Annotated in this window: 13 protein-coding genes, 1 tRNA gene and 1 pseudogene; 5 read left to right on the top strand and 10 right to left on the bottom strand. The window is 43.0% G+C overall.

What is annotated here, in order from left to right:
- The gene (locus Bealeia2_RS07150; protein WP_422388038.1) at positions 1-972 is read left to right on the top strand and encodes an IS701 family transposase; all 972 of its coding nucleotides are present in this window, start codon (positions 1-3) and stop codon (positions 970-972) included.
- On the opposite strand, the gene Bealeia2_RS07145 is transcribed toward Bealeia2_RS07150, so the two are convergent.
- Positions 969-3707 (bottom strand): beta strand repeat-containing protein, encoded by a 2739-nt coding sequence (locus tag Bealeia2_RS07145; RefSeq protein ID WP_331256365.1) that lies wholly within the window; start codon positions 3705-3707, stop codon positions 969-971. The two genes, Bealeia2_RS07150 and Bealeia2_RS07145, sit on opposite strands and share 4 nt — an antisense overlap.
- A 138-nt stretch (positions 3708-3845) precedes the next feature.
- The gene (locus Bealeia2_RS07140) at positions 3846-5456 is read right to left on the bottom strand and encodes an Ig-like domain-containing protein (protein WP_331256364.1); all 1611 of its coding nucleotides are present in this window, start codon (positions 5454-5456) and stop codon (positions 3846-3848) included.
- Between the two features lie 121 nt (positions 5457-5577).
- Here Bealeia2_RS07140 and Bealeia2_RS07135 point away from each other — a divergent pair, with 121 nt between their 5' ends.
- Positions 5578-6549, top strand: coding sequence for an IS701 family transposase (locus Bealeia2_RS07135; RefSeq protein ID WP_422388038.1), 972 nt, complete (start codon positions 5578-5580; stop codon positions 6547-6549).
- Positions 6550-6597: 48 nt separating this feature from the next.
- Here Bealeia2_RS07135 and Bealeia2_RS07130 read toward each other — a convergent pair.
- From Bealeia2_RS07130 to Bealeia2_RS07120, 3 genes and pseudogenes are all read right to left on the bottom strand, one after another.
- Positions 6598-7167: pseudogene (locus tag Bealeia2_RS07130) on the bottom strand (Ig-like domain-containing protein); the annotation flags it as partial.
- 1008 nt (positions 7168-8175) lie between these two features.
- Positions 8176-8682, bottom strand: coding sequence for a hypothetical protein (locus Bealeia2_RS07125; RefSeq protein ID WP_331256363.1), 507 nt, complete (start codon positions 8680-8682; stop codon positions 8176-8178).
- Positions 8683-8748: 66 nt separating this feature from the next.
- Positions 8749-9018, bottom strand: a complete 270-nt coding sequence (locus Bealeia2_RS07120; protein WP_331256362.1) for a hypothetical protein — start codon at positions 9016-9018, stop codon at positions 8749-8751.
- 767 nt (positions 9019-9785) lie between these two features.
- Here Bealeia2_RS07120 and Bealeia2_RS07115 point away from each other — a divergent pair.
- The 3 genes from Bealeia2_RS07115 to Bealeia2_RS07105 are packed head-to-tail and all read left to right on the top strand — an operon-like array spanning position 9786 to position 11810.
- Positions 9786-10334 (top strand): recombinase family protein, encoded by a 549-nt coding sequence (locus Bealeia2_RS07115; protein WP_331256361.1) that lies wholly within the window; start codon positions 9786-9788, stop codon positions 10332-10334.
- 43 nt (positions 10335-10377) lie between these two features.
- Entirely contained in the window at positions 10378-11403 is a 1026-nt protein-coding gene (gene tnpC, locus Bealeia2_RS07110) for an IS66 family transposase (protein WP_331256360.1), read from the top strand.
- A 32-nt stretch (positions 11404-11435) separates the two neighbouring features.
- Complete coding sequence (locus tag Bealeia2_RS07105) at positions 11436-11810, top strand: hypothetical protein (protein WP_331256359.1); 375 nt, start codon at positions 11436-11438, stop codon at positions 11808-11810.
- 989 nt (positions 11811-12799) lie between these two features.
- Here Bealeia2_RS07105 and Bealeia2_RS07100 read toward each other — a convergent pair.
- The 5 genes from Bealeia2_RS07100 to Bealeia2_RS07080 form a co-directional block, all read right to left on the bottom strand.
- Positions 12800-12889, bottom strand: a tRNA-Ser gene (locus tag Bealeia2_RS07100).
- 47 nt (positions 12890-12936) lie between these two features.
- Positions 12937-13107 carry a DNA gyrase inhibitor YacG gene (locus Bealeia2_RS07095; protein ID WP_331256358.1) on the bottom strand — a complete coding sequence of 57 codons (171 nt, stop codon included), beginning with the start codon at positions 13105-13107 and terminating at the stop codon, positions 12937-12939.
- Entirely contained in the window at positions 13104-13787 is a 684-nt protein-coding gene (locus tag Bealeia2_RS07090; RefSeq protein WP_331256357.1) for a glycosyltransferase family 2 protein, read from the bottom strand. Before Bealeia2_RS07090 ends, Bealeia2_RS07095 begins: the two co-directional genes overlap by 4 nt.
- Positions 13788-13789: 2 nt before the next feature.
- A complete protein-coding gene (locus tag Bealeia2_RS07085; protein WP_331256571.1) occupies positions 13790-14965 on the bottom strand; it encodes an aminopeptidase family protein P in 1176 nt (391 codons plus the stop codon).
- Between the two features lie 41 nt (positions 14966-15006).
- Positions 15007-15978, bottom strand: coding sequence for an IS701 family transposase (locus Bealeia2_RS07080; protein WP_422388038.1), 972 nt, complete (start codon positions 15976-15978; stop codon positions 15007-15009).
- Positions 15979-16182: the final 204 nt, after the last annotated feature.

The following is a 16182-nucleotide window of genomic DNA, read 5'->3' as shown; positions in this document are numbered from 1 at the left end:
ATGTCTCGACACAAATGCACAAAATCACTTTATCGTTCATTTTTACAAGCCAGCAGTGTGCGCTATTCAGGGTTGGCACTTTCGGAGGTGTCACCGATTCCATTGTCGCATGACAGCGTCAATCGATGGTTGAGTTCTAGTGCATTGCGTCCGAGCGGAGTGTGGAATCTTACTCAATCTCTTATTAACAAGAAAGAACCTTGTTTTTTAGTATGTGACGATACAATTTTGGATAAAAATCGGAGCGAGAAGATAGAGCTTGTGCATTATCAGTATTCTGGGAATGCCCATGATGTTATTGCGGGGATAGGTCTTGTCAATTTGGTATGGCATGGCCTGAGGAGTCATGACTCTATTCCTGTTGATTATCGTATTTATGATAAAGCCAGCGATGGCAAAAGCAAGAATGACCATTTCAGGGAAATGTTAAAGCTGGCTCAAGACAGAGGGATAAATCCGGATGACGTGGTTGCAGACGCTTGGTACTCGAGCTTGAATAATCTGAAGGCCATTGAATCCATAGGCTGGACATGGGTGATGGGGTTGAAGAAAAACAGGAAAGTGAATCGTGGAGAAACTCTTGAAAAGCTGGACATTCCAGATGAAGGACTGAAAGTTCACTTACGCGGATATGGATGGATTACTGTTTTCCGGTTTGTTGCCAAAAACGGTCGCACGGATTATATCGGAACCAATAGGGATAATCCCTCTCGTGATCATATTGAACTGGTCATGAAATCGCGTTGGAAAATCGAAGTTTATCATCGGGAATTAAAGCAAACATGCGGTCTTGAACGCTGTCAGTCTCGCACGGGACGAGCCCAAAGAAATCATATATTTCTTGCCATTTCGGCTTGGATTCAAAGATTTAAAAGACGACTTGCTGGAGGCTTCTCTTTTTATCAGCAGCAGTGGGATGTTATTAAGCATGATATCTCTAGAGAAATAACAAAACTCATGTCTTTCGCTTAGATTCCCACCCTTTTGCTGCAAACTGCGTAACTCGTGTTATCTTGTCCTGAACCGCCTTCAATAATGTCGCTACCCGCCCCTCCCTCAATAGTGGTATTTCCATCGCCAGCAAAAATGACATCGCTGTAAGGCGATCCAGTCACATTTTGAATGTTTTTTAGTGTGTCGACGGGTCCTCCGTTTCCAATGAGCGCTGTATCAGAAGAGACTGCCCCTGAAAGGATAAATCCTGAAGTAAATTTGATAGTCTGATTAGCAACACCCACTACAGAGCTACTGAGATTAACAACGACGCCCGTTGTGGAGTAACTATAATCAATTGTATTTGATCCGGCTCCAGCATCGAAAGATTCAGGTCCAGTTCCTGCGATAAAAAGGTCATCGCCGGAGCTTCCAATGACATTTTGGATGTTTTTTAAAGTCACCGTTCCAATTGAGGGGCCGGAGGCTGTGGCCACAGGTGCGCCCAGGTTGACTGTAATGCCCGCTGTTGGTGAACCCGCGTATTGCAGATCCAGAAAATTATTCAGAGTTTGGCTTGTACTATAAAAGGTTCCGCCGCCTTTTCCATCCAGCAGGTAAAGGACGTTATCACCCGCACCTCCGGAAAGGGACTTGTCGCTTGTTCCAACAAGAACGTCATTATTGTCCGTGCCTGTGACAGTGATGGTTGCGTTTGCGGTTGAGGTTTGCGCTGGGGTGGAGATGGGATCCTGAAGGGTATAGTTAAAGCTAAATGTTACATTTTCTCCTGCAGGCAAGAAGTCAAATGCTCCATTTTTAATGAGATAAACACTGCCGTCTTTAAGAATGGCTAGCTTTGCAGGGGATTCGTGAGTCCCCGTAAGAATGAATCCATTATCCAAGACGCCGGTTGGAGTGATATCATAAGCCTGAGCGATCTGGGAGGTTTCCACGCCCAAACTGGCAGCAAGGGCGGACAATTCTGAATTCCCCAGTACATCTGTTGTGGAAGACACTGGGGTAATGCCCAAGCTTCCCAATCCACTATACTCAGCAGGAAGGGTAATTGTGGGGGTAACTACAGAAGAAACCACATCCTCAACATTATGCGTGTCGTTGGCAAGGACATTTCCTATCAAAGTCGCTGCTACGTTAGGGGTATCTGTTGTTGAAAAGGCATCATTGAAGGCATTAGGGGTTACAGAGGTTGTTGAAGTCTGGATGATAGGATAATCTGAAATAGCCGTCTTTCCAACAACGTAGGGCATACCAAAAAGAGTGATTGTCCCAATCAAGTGCGCAGAATCGTGAAGTGTTGGATCTGAGTACATCTCAATTTTGGGCAAGACCTGGAAATCAATAACGTCTGTATACTTAGGCAAATCGGCAGACGCGATATGTGTAAACTTAAGGATATCCCCAGAATGAAATGTCATAATTATATCATTACCCAAGCCCCCAATTTGGGTCATGTTATAAACGAAGGTATCTTGCCCTGAACCGCTTTTTATATAATCGTTACCCGCCCCTCCCTCAATAGTGGTATTTCCATCGCCAGCATAAATGACATCATCGTGGGATGATCCAGTGACGTTTTGAATATTTTTTAGTGTGTCGACGGGGCCTCCGTTTCCAATGAGCGCTGTATCAGAAGAGACAGCCCCTGAAAGGATAAATCCTGAAGTAAATGTGATAGTCTGATTAGTCTTACCTATTACAGAGCTACTGAGGTTAACAACGACGCCCGTTGTGGAGTAACTATAATCAATTGTATTTGATCCGGCTCCACCATCGAAAGATTCAGGTCCAGTTCCTGCGATAAAAAGGTCATCGCCGGAGCTTCCAATGACATTTTGGATGTTTTGTAAAGTCACCGTTCCAATTGAGGGGCCGGAGGCTGTGGCCACAGGTGCGCCCAGGTTGACTGTAATGCCCGCTGTTGGTGAACCCGCGTATTGCAGATCCAGAAAATTATTCAGAGTTTGGCTTGTACTATAAAAGGTTCCGCCGCCTTTTCCATCCAGCAGGTAAAGGACGTTATCACCCGCACCTCCGGAAAGGGACTTGTCGCTTGTTCCAACAAGAACGTCATTATTGTCCGTGCCTGTAATGGTAATTGTGACGTTTGCCGGCGCAGATGTTCCACCCGCATCTTGGATGTTATAATTAAAATTCAATGTGAGGGTTTTATTAAGAGGTAAGAAATCAAAGGCATCATCCTTGACGAGGTAGGCGTTCCCATCGGCCAACACAACGAGGTGTGCGAGCTCGCCAGGATTTCCCGTGAGGATAAAGTTTTTGTCCAAGGCACCAGTGGGGCTGATGTCATAACCCGCCACAATGGAAACCATGATGCCATAGGAGGTGAGTTTGGCCTGAGCATCCGCAAGGCTTGCTGCGGTCATTGCGGTCACTTGTAGCGCCCCCAATCCAGTGTACTCAGAAGGAAGGGTCACCGTCGGGAGAGAAACATTGGTGACTGTGGCGTTGTCTACGTGTGTGTCATTTCCAAGTACACTTCCCAGTTGTGCGAAATTGTTCGTGTCGTCCGTACTGAACGAATCCCCAGTGGCTACCGGAGGCACCAGAGGAGAGATTGTAAAGGACTTAGAAAAGGCCGTGTTGCCGTCGGTGGTGGTTGCCTTAATTTCGAAGATGTGAGTTTGTCCGTCAATATTTCCTGAGAGAATCCCTGTCTTTGAATCAAAGGAAAAACCTGCGGGCGGGGTGGTAAGCAAAGTCAAAGTTGAGGGAGTCGTCGACGTATCCACTTTATAAAGCGCAAACGTCAAGGGGTCGTCTTGATCTGGATGCTGAATAGAGCTGAGATCTTTTGTGGAAAAACTGGTCCCTATTTTATCCAGGATGTTATTGAGCCTTTCATCCAGGTATTGAGACTGAATACTATCCTACTCATCCTGGATGGCGACCACAACTTTTTGTGAGGTTCCACCTTGCGGCGTGATGTTTAACACAATCAAGTGATTCGGATTTGCAGGCTCTTCATAGTCCAGTTGCGTGTCTGGAGCAAGAATCAAATTTCCGCTATTGTCGACTGTAAAATGAGAGTCAACTTTCCCGGTTGCTGCATTGCGGATATCGTAACTGGAGGCAGATGGTAGAATAAAAGGAATTCCTGTTTGAAAGTTGGTAATGGGGGCATCTTTATTATCGTAAACGGTGGCATCAGGAACTACCACATTGACGTTGAGATTTGCATGGGCTGTCTCACCAGCCGAATCAGACGTGTAATAGGTGATAGTCGGAATACTTCCCGAATAACCTTGGGCAGGTGTGAGCGTATACGTTCCATCGGCATTCAGCTGGAAGTCTTGAATGCCAAACTGACCAGGTGAAATAAGGCCCGCTGCGACGAAAATATTCCCTGTGAGCGGGCTTCCCGCAGAGATAGTACCAAGTCCTAAAATAGAGTATCCCGTGACGTGAATCGTGTTTCCAGGGTTAGCGGGAATATCGTTGGTCAGAACGTTTCCATAAATCGGTGAATTTTCAAGGCCGATTTGTGTGTCATCAACGGCAACAAGGGGGGCTGTGACAGTTATGTGAAAAGGGCTGGAAAAAGACGAATTGAGATGGGTGGAGGTGGCTTTGATTTCAAAAGCGTAAGTGTGGCCATAAGTCGTGGAATCTGGAGTCCCCGAAAAAATACCTGTGACAGGATCGAAAGACACACCGTGTTGATTAAGGGGCGTCTGATCTATTGGAACTGTGAAATTTCCATTCGCATCTGGCGTGTAGAGAGTAAATGTCAATGGATCGTCAGAATCTCCATGCGGCGTGTTGATGAGGCTACTTGTTGAAAAAGAAGTTCCATGATTAAGGGTGATATCTGAGACCTTAATATCGGATGAGTTAATGGTATCAACAGGGTCCGTGACATGAACCGTAATATTTTGGGATGCCGACTTTGCGCCTTGAGAATCAACTGCTGTCACTGTGAGCGCAATTTGATGGCTAGGATTTGTTGGATCTTCGTAATCTAATTGTACCCCGGGCTTGAGTTGAAGAACGTCTTGCCCGTTCACTTGGCTTACCTGAAAACGTGAGTCGCTGATCTGATAATTATGCGTGTCCCCGGGGTCAGGGTCCGTAACCGTGAGTTTAAACAAAGTGCCCGCTGAATCGGAAACAGTCGCATTTGCTGAGTCATCAACATAGGCATCAGCAGTGGTTGAGGTGAGGATCGGGGTTTGATTAACATGAGTGACATTGATGTTCAAATTTGCCTGCGCTGTCCCGCCATGACCATCAGAGATGTAGTAGGTAATGGTGGGGGCCGCCCCGAAATAATTTTTGGCGGGAATAAACGTATACGTCCCATCGGCGTTGAGCGTGAAGTCTTGAAGATGGAACGAGGCGAGGATTTGCTGTGTTGAGAGTGCCCCTGGGGGTAAAGCACCTGGGGGTAAAGCGGCTGAGATCGCATTCAGTGTAGATGAAAAAGAAAATCCCGTAGGAAGAGGAGTTGCACCGGGTAAAAGATGGCCTGAAGCATCCACATTAAAACCAGCAATTCCATATCCCGTAACCTGAAGAACATCGCTTCACGAGTTACGCAGTTTGCAGGAGAAGAGAGAAGAGATAAGGTGAGAGGGAATATTTATTAAATGAGAAGAAATGATGTCTCGACACAAATGCACAAAATCACTTTATCGTTCATTTTTACAAGCCAGCAGTGTGCGCTATTCAGGGTTGGCACTTTCGGAGGTGTCACCGATTCCATTGTCGCATGACAGCGTCAATCGATGGTTGAGTTCTAGTGCATTGCGTCCGAGCGGAGTGTGGAATCTTACTCAATCTCTTATTAACAAGAAAGAACCTTGTTTTTTAGTATGTGACGATACAATTTTGGATAAAAATCGGAGCGAGAAGATAGAGCTTGTGCATTATCAGTATTCTGGGAATGCCCATGATGTTATTGCGGGGATAGGTCTTGTCAATTTGGTATGGCATGGCCTGAGGAGTCATGACTCTATTCCTGTTGATTATCGTATTTATGATAAAGCCAGCGATGGCAAAAGCAAGAATGACCATTTCAGGGAAATGTTAAAGCTGGCTCAAGACAGAGGGATAAATCCGGATGACGTGGTTGCAGACGCTTGGTACTCGAGCTTGAATAATCTGAAGGCCATTGAATCCATAGGCTGGACATGGGTGATGGGGTTGAAGAAAAACAGGAAAGTGAATCGTGGAGAAACTCTTGAAAAGCTGGACATTCCAGATGAAGGACTGAAAGTTCACTTACGCGGATATGGATGGATTACTGTTTTCCGGTTTGTTGCCAAAAACGGTCGCACGGATTATATCGGAACCAATAGGGATAATCCCTCTCGTGATCATATTGAACTGGTCATGAAATCGCGTTGGAAAATCGAAGTTTATCATCGGGAATTAAAGCAAACATGCGGTCTTGAACGCTGTCAGTCTCGCACGGGACGAGCCCAAAGAAATCATATATTTCTTGCCATTTCGGCTTGGATTCAAAGATTTAAAAGACGACTTGCTGGAGGCTTCTCTTTTTATCAGCAGCAGTGGGATGTTATTAAGCATGATATCTCTAGAGAAATAACAAAACTCATGTCTTTCGCTTAGATTCCCACCCTTTTGCTGCAAACTGCGTAACTCGTGGCTTGTATTCGGATCGTGGTCGTTGGAAAAAACATTTCCAGAAATTGCTATATTCTCAAGGGTCGTTGGGGTATCATTGACGGCAACTGGAGGCTTATTCGTGCCGTTAATAGTGACGGTCACCGTAGCTGTTGAGGTTTGTCCATCAGCACTTTTGACGGTATAGCTAAATGTATCTGTGGCTTGCTTCCCGGCGCTTAAAGAAGAAAAGGTCGATCCTGGATCATAATAAGCCACATTGCCGGCTGAATTAAGAGAAACCTTAGCGCCATGGGCAGAATTGGTAACGCTTACAATTTTGAGTACATCATCGCTATCGGGGTTTTGATCGTTCGCTAAAAGTCGGGATGACGTAATTGTGATGGCTCCGCTTCCATCCGTGGCTTGAAGATCGCCGTTTTGGTTCAAAACGTCGTTTGTTGCTTTGATGGGACCTGTTACGTCCGTGACATGGATTGTGAAACTCTTCGTGATAGAGCCCCCAGCAGCTGCGGCTTTCACAGAAACATTGTAATTACTCTGAACTTCGAAATCGAGGGAAACTCCGGGTTTGAGCTTGAGATTTCCAGAGCTGTCTATCATAAAGCTCCCTGAAGAATCCGTGAGGGTTAAAGTGGCCGTGTCGGCAGAACTCAAGCCTGAGACAGAAAGCTTGCCGATGGTGGCGCCGACGGCATCTTCAGCCACAGTCGAATTGGAAAGAGCAATACTTGTGGGTGGTGTGTTCAGGACGGTGGGCAGCTGCAGGGAAACTTGCTCGACATGGACTACTTTGATATTAAGTCCAGGAATATGGTAGTGGGAAAAATCAAACACCTTGTTTTTGTTGGTTTGGGCATTGAAATCCGCAAGGGCTTTTTGAAGTGTTGTCGTGTTTTGGGCAGGTGTTAGGGAAAGTCTTAGTGTATCAAACCCAGCCCCTCCATCATAATACCCAGTACCCCGTGAATTCAGGTGCTGCGTGAGGCTGTAGAGAAATGTATCATTTCCCGAGCCACCGATAACGTTGTTTGTGCCACTTCCGGTATCGACAGTATTCGTCCCCCGCACAAAGGACACGTAAGTGTTTCCAACCCCACAAAAAATAGAGGCATTTCCAAGGGCAACAATATAAGTTTGCCCGCCCCCTGCGTAAATTGTATCACCCAGTCCGTACCCAAAAACGGTGCCCCCAGAGGCAGGTGAGTAGATTACATCATTATTACGAAAGCTACGTTTTGCCATCATAATCACCAACGAAAAATAATCACTATAATATTTTTATTATGAATTAAATTTATTAATTAATTATTAATTTTTTTTGATTTCTTTTATTACTCCGGTGTCCGAGTTCAGATAGAAGTGAGACAAATACGCGTACAAATCAACTTGACCAAATTAACTCGTTGGGATATCCAATAAAATATTCTAGCATACTGCTGGTTTTTTTATTAATTATGTTGATATGGAGTTAAAAATAAAATCTCTTATAAATATCCTAAAATCTAGAATTCTCGGAGTCAAAGAGTCATCTGCAGTTGCAAAGTGCTGGCCACGCTAATACTAAGGGTTTTTGAGGGGCCTTTGATTATATTAATTTTAGGCCCTTCATTAGTCGCTTTTAATTGCTGCTAGTATATTTGTGCTCCAATTTAGAATTTCACTTTGTGACTTTAATTGTTGGGGACAAGAATCATTCCTTTCTACATAATCCGTAACATCATCGACCCATATGATAAATCCTTTGATTTTATCATTTGTGGTTTGACTGAGTTTAAAATAATCAGATCTGAGTGTTAACGCTTTGTTAACAGAGCTATCAACTTCGTGAGCTTTATTAATAAGCTCACTATTTATGTCTTCCTTTGAGGTAAAGTGTTCTAGACTGTGTAGATCTGTACATGTATTTACTAAATCTGAAATCTGATTGGTGACATCGGACAATTTCTTACTTAATTCAGTTTTCATAGCGTCTCTAGTTTGCAACTGCTGAGCGGGGGAAGGAAAAAAGAAGAGATAAAGGGAAAGTAATACAGCAGGAATAATGGAGAGTTTAGGCAATGGGTGGCTTAAAATTTTCTTAATCACTTTTATTTGATTGTCACTTAATAATCTCATGATAACCCCCTCAAGAGATTTAAATTTTTATATTCATTATAGGTTTGTTTTTGATGTTTTTTTAAATCAACAAATACCATCACAAGGAAGAATTTTATTTTCTATTGTTTTAAGTGTTTCTCCAAAGTTGAAAGTTGAAAGATCATCCGGACATTTTTTTGTTGATAGAATTTCATCTGCCAATGCATCAGCTTGTATAAGGATTTCGTCAATGTCAGTGTTTATAGTAGGTTCTATTTTGTTATAAAATGGTCTGAATGAATCTATTTTGGCTATTGAACTTTTTACAGTTTGTGCATCTGCTATTAGGCTTTGTCTTGGGTTGCTTCCCACCATGACAATAATATCAGGTTGGGTGCAAACCAGGCTTATATCATCGAGGGTTCTGTGAAGACTGAAAATATGAGATTATAATTGAGTTTTGATCTCATAATGAGATAGTCGTGGGGGGCAAAATAAATGGACACCTAAAAATCCCAATATCCCAATTAGCAGGAGTGCTGAAAATACAACATACCCGTTGTGTTTCTTGATCTTTACCATGAACGGACTCACTTCTGAAATACCCATCTTAATAAACATAAAATTTTTATATATATTAAAATATATCATTTATTATTTAATTAATTTATATATTTATATTTCAATTTTTGTTGCTTTCGTTTCATGTCCAGTCACAAATCCGCATTACTGCATTTGCTATCTTAAGTGTCCTCAATATTCAAAAGAAACAGGGCTTTTGTAAGAAAAGTCCAGCTTCTTTGTGATCAAAAATATTGAAAATACACTGGAAAAGCGTTTTTCTTCATTTAAACTCATTTTTTTGAAGATTAAGACTGCCAGATACCTTTATTTTCAAATTAAAATCTTGAGGAGCCCAGTGCATTTGAGTTTCATGCAATTCCCCTGATCTCAACTTAGGCTTTGGATAAATCATATTTGTTTCATTTTTCTTCATTTTTACAGGCTGCCATATTTGCAAAAGTTATAACTTTTGCAAAGAAAATCTCATTGACAGAAAACCTAGGAAAAACTGTTTGCAAAATATACTTGCGTAAGTGCATACTTTTGCAACGATTTATGTAAAAGAAAAATATAGCAAAATGAAAATTGGTTACGCCCGAGTCTCAACTGATGATCAAGATCTCAAAATCCAAATTCAAAAGCTCACGGAGGCCGGCTGCAAAAAAATCTATGAAGAAAAAATATCAGGATCACAACGACAACGGCCTCAACTAGAGTCCGCCTTAAATCACTTGCGGGAAGAAGACACGTTTGTCGTTTGGCGGCTTGATCGTCTTGCACGCTCGACAAAAGATCTGCTTGAGATCATGGAGATCATTAAATCTGTAGGTGCAAGCTTTTTGTCTCTTTCAGAGCCGTGGGCAGATACAACTTCCCATGCAGGAAGGATGATCATGACAGTGTTTGCTGGAGTTGCTGAATTTGAAAAGGATCTTATACGTGAAAGAACAGGTCTTGGGAGAGCTGCTGCTAAGAACCGAGGTGTTGAGTTTGGTCGGCCTAAAAAATTAACAGCTGATCAAAGTGCCATGATCCTTAAGTTAATCGAAAACGGGCATTCCGTAAAAGAGGTCGCCAACAGCTTTGGGGTTCACTATTCCACTCTTTACAGAATGATTCCCGCTTAGTTACCTGAGCTCTTTTTCAAGCGTCTCAACTGGAATCTCTGTAATGGAAGAGATGGCGAATCTATTGGCCCACATCATCGTCTCCAAGTACCAAGATCATCTACCCCTTTATCGACAATCTCAGATGTGGGAGCGGTTTGAAGTTGACTTAGGTCGGGCCACGATGAGCCGTTGGATTCTTCAAATAGGTGATCTCTTGAGCCCTTTAAAAGAGCTTTTAAGATCTGAGATTCTCAAGGAGACTTATGTACGGGCAGATGAAACGCGGGCTCAAGTTTTAAAGGAATGTGACCGCAAGGCGCAAACGCAATCCTATATGTGGGTGTATATGACCGGGTCGTCATCTCATCACGCCATTTCTTATGAATACACGCCCACACGCAAAGGTGAAAATGCCAAAGAATTCCTGAAGGGTTTTAAAGGTTACCTTCATACGGATGGGTATGGTGGTTACAAAGCCTTGGCGCAAAGTCAAGACATCACGGCTGTGGGATGTTGGGCCCATGCGCGGCGCAAGTTTGCGGACATTATTAAAAGTACAGGCAACACCACGGGCAAATCTGCCGAGGCGCTCACCATCATCAGAAGCCTTTATAAAATTGAAAAAGACGCCAAAGAGGCTCAATACCCGCCCGATAAGATCCAAAAGCTCCGACAAGAAAAAGCCAAGCCCATCCTTGAGAAATTCAAGGTCTTGCTTAAGGAGCACAAAAAAGTGATTGTTCCCAAAAGTCCCTTGGGGCAAGCGGTTGGCTATGTTTTAAGGCAATGGGGCCCCTTGACAGAATACCTCAATGATGGCCGCTTGGATATTGACAACAACATGGCAGAACGCGCCATCCGTCCATTTGCTGTGGGCCGAAAAAACTGGCTTTTTATGGGCAATGTCAAAGGTGCCCTCGCCTCAGCTGTCATCTATTCCCTCATTGAGACCTGCAAAGCCAATGGCGTCAATGCTTTTGACTATTTCCGCTACGTCCTCGCCAACATCAATTCCACACCTGAAAATAATTATTCCCACCTCCTCCCCTGGAATCTTAAGTATTCCCTTTCTAATTTACACCAATAAGACGCTTACAAAAAAACAATACGGTTATGCACATGGTAACGCCAAAGACATTTTCGAAAAACCTATTGGAAGATTGGGATGCGCTTAAAGTTAACCTTGAGAAAAATAAGACTGAACGCCTTAAAACCATCCCTGGTATTGTCTTTAACAATCTCGCACTTCTTTTGAGGGATAGCGATTTTAAGACGTTTTATAAAACCTATTTTAAGATCGAGAATCCAAATGCACTCAAATCCAACCATATTACAATCTGGGCGCGTGCAATGATCAATGAGAATCAGAAAGAATTGATTCAGTATGATGGTAAAGACATCACTATTCAAGATCAGCTGTTGGAGATGGATAAGTTCACCCTTGAAAAACATGTTGTAAAAGCGCTTAAAGAAATTCTCGGAATGGATGAGTAATACTAAAAGCTCACGAGTTAAGATAACGTCAACTTGCGGGCTTTTTCCGTTTCCTAATCGACGACTTCTGTGATTTAATATTGTGTATTGAACAGTGTAAAAATAACAAAAAATATCATAGAGGCGCATCAATGAAATTAAAAATAATAAAGCTTGGATTGAGTCTTCTTTTTTGCAGATTAGGCGCTATTGAAGCCCAGACTCAAGCGTGTCTTCAATGTTGGGATGCTTGTGAAGGCACTGCATGCGCGATTTGGAATGGCTGTAGTTTTGATGCCTGTTCAAATGCCTGCGTGACGTGTCAAGAAAAATGTTGGAATAGTTGTTCTCAGTATCGAGGGGCTTGTACGGGACCTTTTTGGAACCCACATAATTGTCTTGGACTCGATACTGAGAATCGGCGATTTGTGCGGAAAAGAAAAGTTTAATTTACAGAAAACTGATGGCCGGATTTAAAACGTATTGACATTAAAAATTTTTTCATTGAACCTTTAATTAAAGAAATTTTTTTTCAATAATGAAATGAGGCTAAAAATTAAAAAAATAATCACATTATTGGTGCTTATGATTTCTGGAGCACCTCATCTTATTGCATCCGCGCAAAGTACTTTCCTTTTTGCGCTCGATCAATTTTGGGCGGCAGGTTCGGTAACAATCGTAGATGCTAATGGAAAGCGAACCGTTATAGCTCCGCCCTATAAACAGACCATTACCATGGCTGTGCCAGCGTCTGTTTCATGGACGAACGGTGGAGGAAATACAATTGTGATTGACGGTGCAAGCTCATACTACTGCTTATGTAATTTTTTCTCAGACTTGTATTGGTGTAGTACGGGTCTTTGTCAAGAATCAGGTTTGTCCTCTTCCAGGAAAAAAGCTCATTGACGAGAATCTGGGAAATACGCGCGATTTATTTTGAATGATTTTCTGTTTTTAATGAGGTAGCTCTTTACGTTAGGGTTTTATCCTTGGTTTTTTCAAACCCAGGATGGCGGATGGGGTGGGATTCGAACCCACGAGACGCTTGCACGTCTGCCGGTTTTCAAGACCGGTGCCTTCAACCGCTCGGCCACCCATCCATAACTCTAGGTATGAGGTATAGGAATTAACATCACTTCGTCAAGTCTCAAGATTCATCTTCTTCGGAATTTTCTTCCTCTTGAGGCACAACATCGTCTTCGGAAGGGAGGCGATAATCTCCCCGGAGCCAATGTGCCAGGTCAATGTCCGCGCACCTTTTGGAGCAAAAGGGTTTGAATTTTTCATCTTCAGGCTTACCACAAATTGGACATTTCATTTTTGTTTCCATCTCTTTCCAATTGATTTTTTTAGTTTCTCCCAATGACGCCATCTGAAAGTGCGATAAAATTGATTGGAAGAAATGAGAGAGGCTGCAGGCTTATTGTGCCAAATGGCATATTTTTCTTCTGATGGAAATTCGTAGACATTTTTGACGCCAACCAATCGCTCATGTACGGTATTGGTCCACGATAAATAAGGTGCATTTTTATAAATCTTTAATTGCATGTCGGGGAAATTAACCCAGCCCTTTTCATTGACTTGAAGGCGATCACGCTTGATTACTTCTTCAGGGATAATACCTGTAAAATTAATCCGCGGCATCCAGATGGAGTCATATTCATTTTCATCAAAAATTTTGAGGTAGTGATCTGTATTTTCGAGAAATTCGTAAGGCATCAATTCATCTGCATCAATGCGGACGATGTAATCACCTTGACAATGGGAGGCGATGAAATTTCTTTGCGCCGAAAAGTCTTTATTGAGGGGACGTTGATAGACGTGAAAATGAGGCTTTATTTGTTGATACTCATCGAGAAGGGCTAAAATTTCTGGATTTTCTCCATCCAAAACAATACGAACTTCAAAGGAATGGGGCGTCCCGTAAATTTGATCAATGAGATTTTGGAAGGTTTCTTTTTCCTTGTAAAGCAGAATGGCATAAGACAAACGCGGCATGATCATAGTGCCTCAGTTACAGATTTCAACCACGCGGATTCTGAGGCATCCATAAATTCCAGAAGGGTTTCATAAACCCAAGTATGGTAGGAATTCAACCAGTCTTTTTCCGATGCCGTGAGCATTTCGGAGATAATTAAATTTCTATCAATGGGCGCACAGGTGATTGTTTCAAAGCCGTAAAATGGCTTTTGCTCAGAAAGAGTGGGCTCAGATTTAACAACCACCAGGCTCTCAATACGGATGCCATATGCGTTTGTTTTGTAATATCCGGGCTCATTGGAAAGAATCATGCCAGGTTGAAGTGGGACGTCTCGGCTCGCCTTTGAGATTGACTGAGGTCCTTCATGAACATTAAGATAGCTTCCCACACCATGCCCCGTTCCATGATCATAGTCGAGACCTTCTTTCCAAAGGGCTAAACGCGCCAAAACGTCCAACTGTGCCCCTGTGGTGCCTTCGGGGAATTTGGCAGAGGCCAAAGCAATGTGCCCTTTCAGAACGCGGGTAAAATTTTCCTTTTGCTCTTGAGTGGGTGTTCCCAAAGCAATGGTGCGGGTAACATCCGTGGTACCATCCAAATATTGCGCACCGGAATCTAGTAAATAAATACCTTGAGAAAGTGGGCTGTCTGATTCAGGCGTTGCCCGATAATGCACAATGGCGCCATGAGGACCCATTGCCGAAATTGTATCAAAACTGAGCCCCATAAAGAACAGTCCTTCTTTTCGAAATTCCTCAAGCTTATTAGAGGCGGAGATTTCTGTGATTTCTTCCGTGCCAAAAGAACGGTCCAACCAGGCCAAAAACCGTGTGAGTGCGGCCCCATCGCGGATATGGCATCTCCTCATGCCTTGAATCTCGATCTCGTTTTTAATGGCCTTTAAAGGTACGCACGGATCTTGAGATTCATAAATTTGAATCCCTGCATCTTCCATCAGATGAACGAGCGCTAAAGGTGTGGTTGTAGGATCAATTTGAACAACGGTTTCTTTTGAGATTTGTCTCATATGATGCGCCATCATTTTGCGATCGATCACGCGCACATCAGGACCCAAATGAACAAATGTGGACCCCTGCATTTTTTGAAGATCCATAAAAAGATCCGCTTTTCCGTCTTGATTCAAAATAGCATAAGACTGTACGACGGGGGTATGAGGAAGGTCACGGCCTCGAATATTAACACGAGTTACGCAGTTTGCAGCAAAAGGGTGGGAATCTAAGCGAAAGACATGAGTTTTGTTATTTCTCTAGAGATATCATGCTTAATAACATCCCACTGCTGCTGATAAAAAGAGAAGCCTCCAGCAAGTCGTCTTTTAAATCTTTGAATCCAAGCCGAAATGGCAAGAAATATATGATTTCTTTGGGCTCGTCCCGTGCGAGACTGACAGCGTTCAAGACCGCATGTTTGCTTTAATTCCCGATGATAAACTTCGATTTTCCAACGCGATTTCATGACCAGTTCAATATGATCACGAGAGGGATTATCCCTATTGGTTCCGATATAATCCGTGCGACCGTTTTTGGCAACAAACCGGAAAACAGTAATCCATCCATATCCGCGTAAGTGAACTTTCAGTCCTTCATCTGGAATGTCCAGCTTTTCAAGAGTTTCTCCACGATTCACTTTCCTGTTTTTCTTCAACCCCATCACCCATGTCCAGCCTATGGATTCAATGGCCTTCAGATTATTCAAGCTCGAGTACCAAGCGTCTGCAACCACGTCATCCGGATTTATCCCTCTGTCTTGAGCCAGCTTTAACATTTCCCTGAAATGGTCATTCTTGCTTTTGCCATCGCTGGCTTTATCATAAATACGATAATCAACAGGAATAGAGTCATGACTCCTCAGGCCATGCCATACCAAATTGACAAGACCTATCCCCGCAATAACATCATGGGCATTCCCAGAATACTGATAATGCACAAGCTCTATCTTCTCGCTCCGATTTTTATCCAAAATTGTATCGTCACATACTAAAAAACAAGGTTCTTTCTTGTTAATAAGAGATTGAGTAAGATTCCACACTCCGCTCGGACGCAATGCACTAGAACTCAACCATCGATTGACGCTGTCATGCGACAATGGAATCGGTGACACCTCCGAAAGTGCCAACCCTGAATAGCGCACACTGCTGGCTTGTAAAAATGAACGATAAAGTGATTTTGTGCATTTGTGTCGAGACATCATTTCTTCTCATTTAATAAATATTCCCTCTCACCTTATCTCTTCTCTCTTCTCCTGCAAACTGCGTAACTCGTGACTAAAACAAAGGGCGCTTTTAGCAGTGAATCTGCGCTTTTTAAGCTCATTTATACGCGCATAAAACCATGGGGCTTGTCCCATGGATGAAGCGCCCCTCATATAATTAGTGATATGAGGCAAGCGCAG

Source organism: Candidatus Bealeia paramacronuclearis (genome assembly GCF_035607555.1).
In the GTDB taxonomy this organism is placed as follows: Bacteria; Pseudomonadota; Alphaproteobacteria; order UBA9655; family UBA9655; genus Bealeia; species Bealeia paramacronuclearis.
This window is presented reverse-complemented; position numbering and strand designations above follow the sequence as displayed.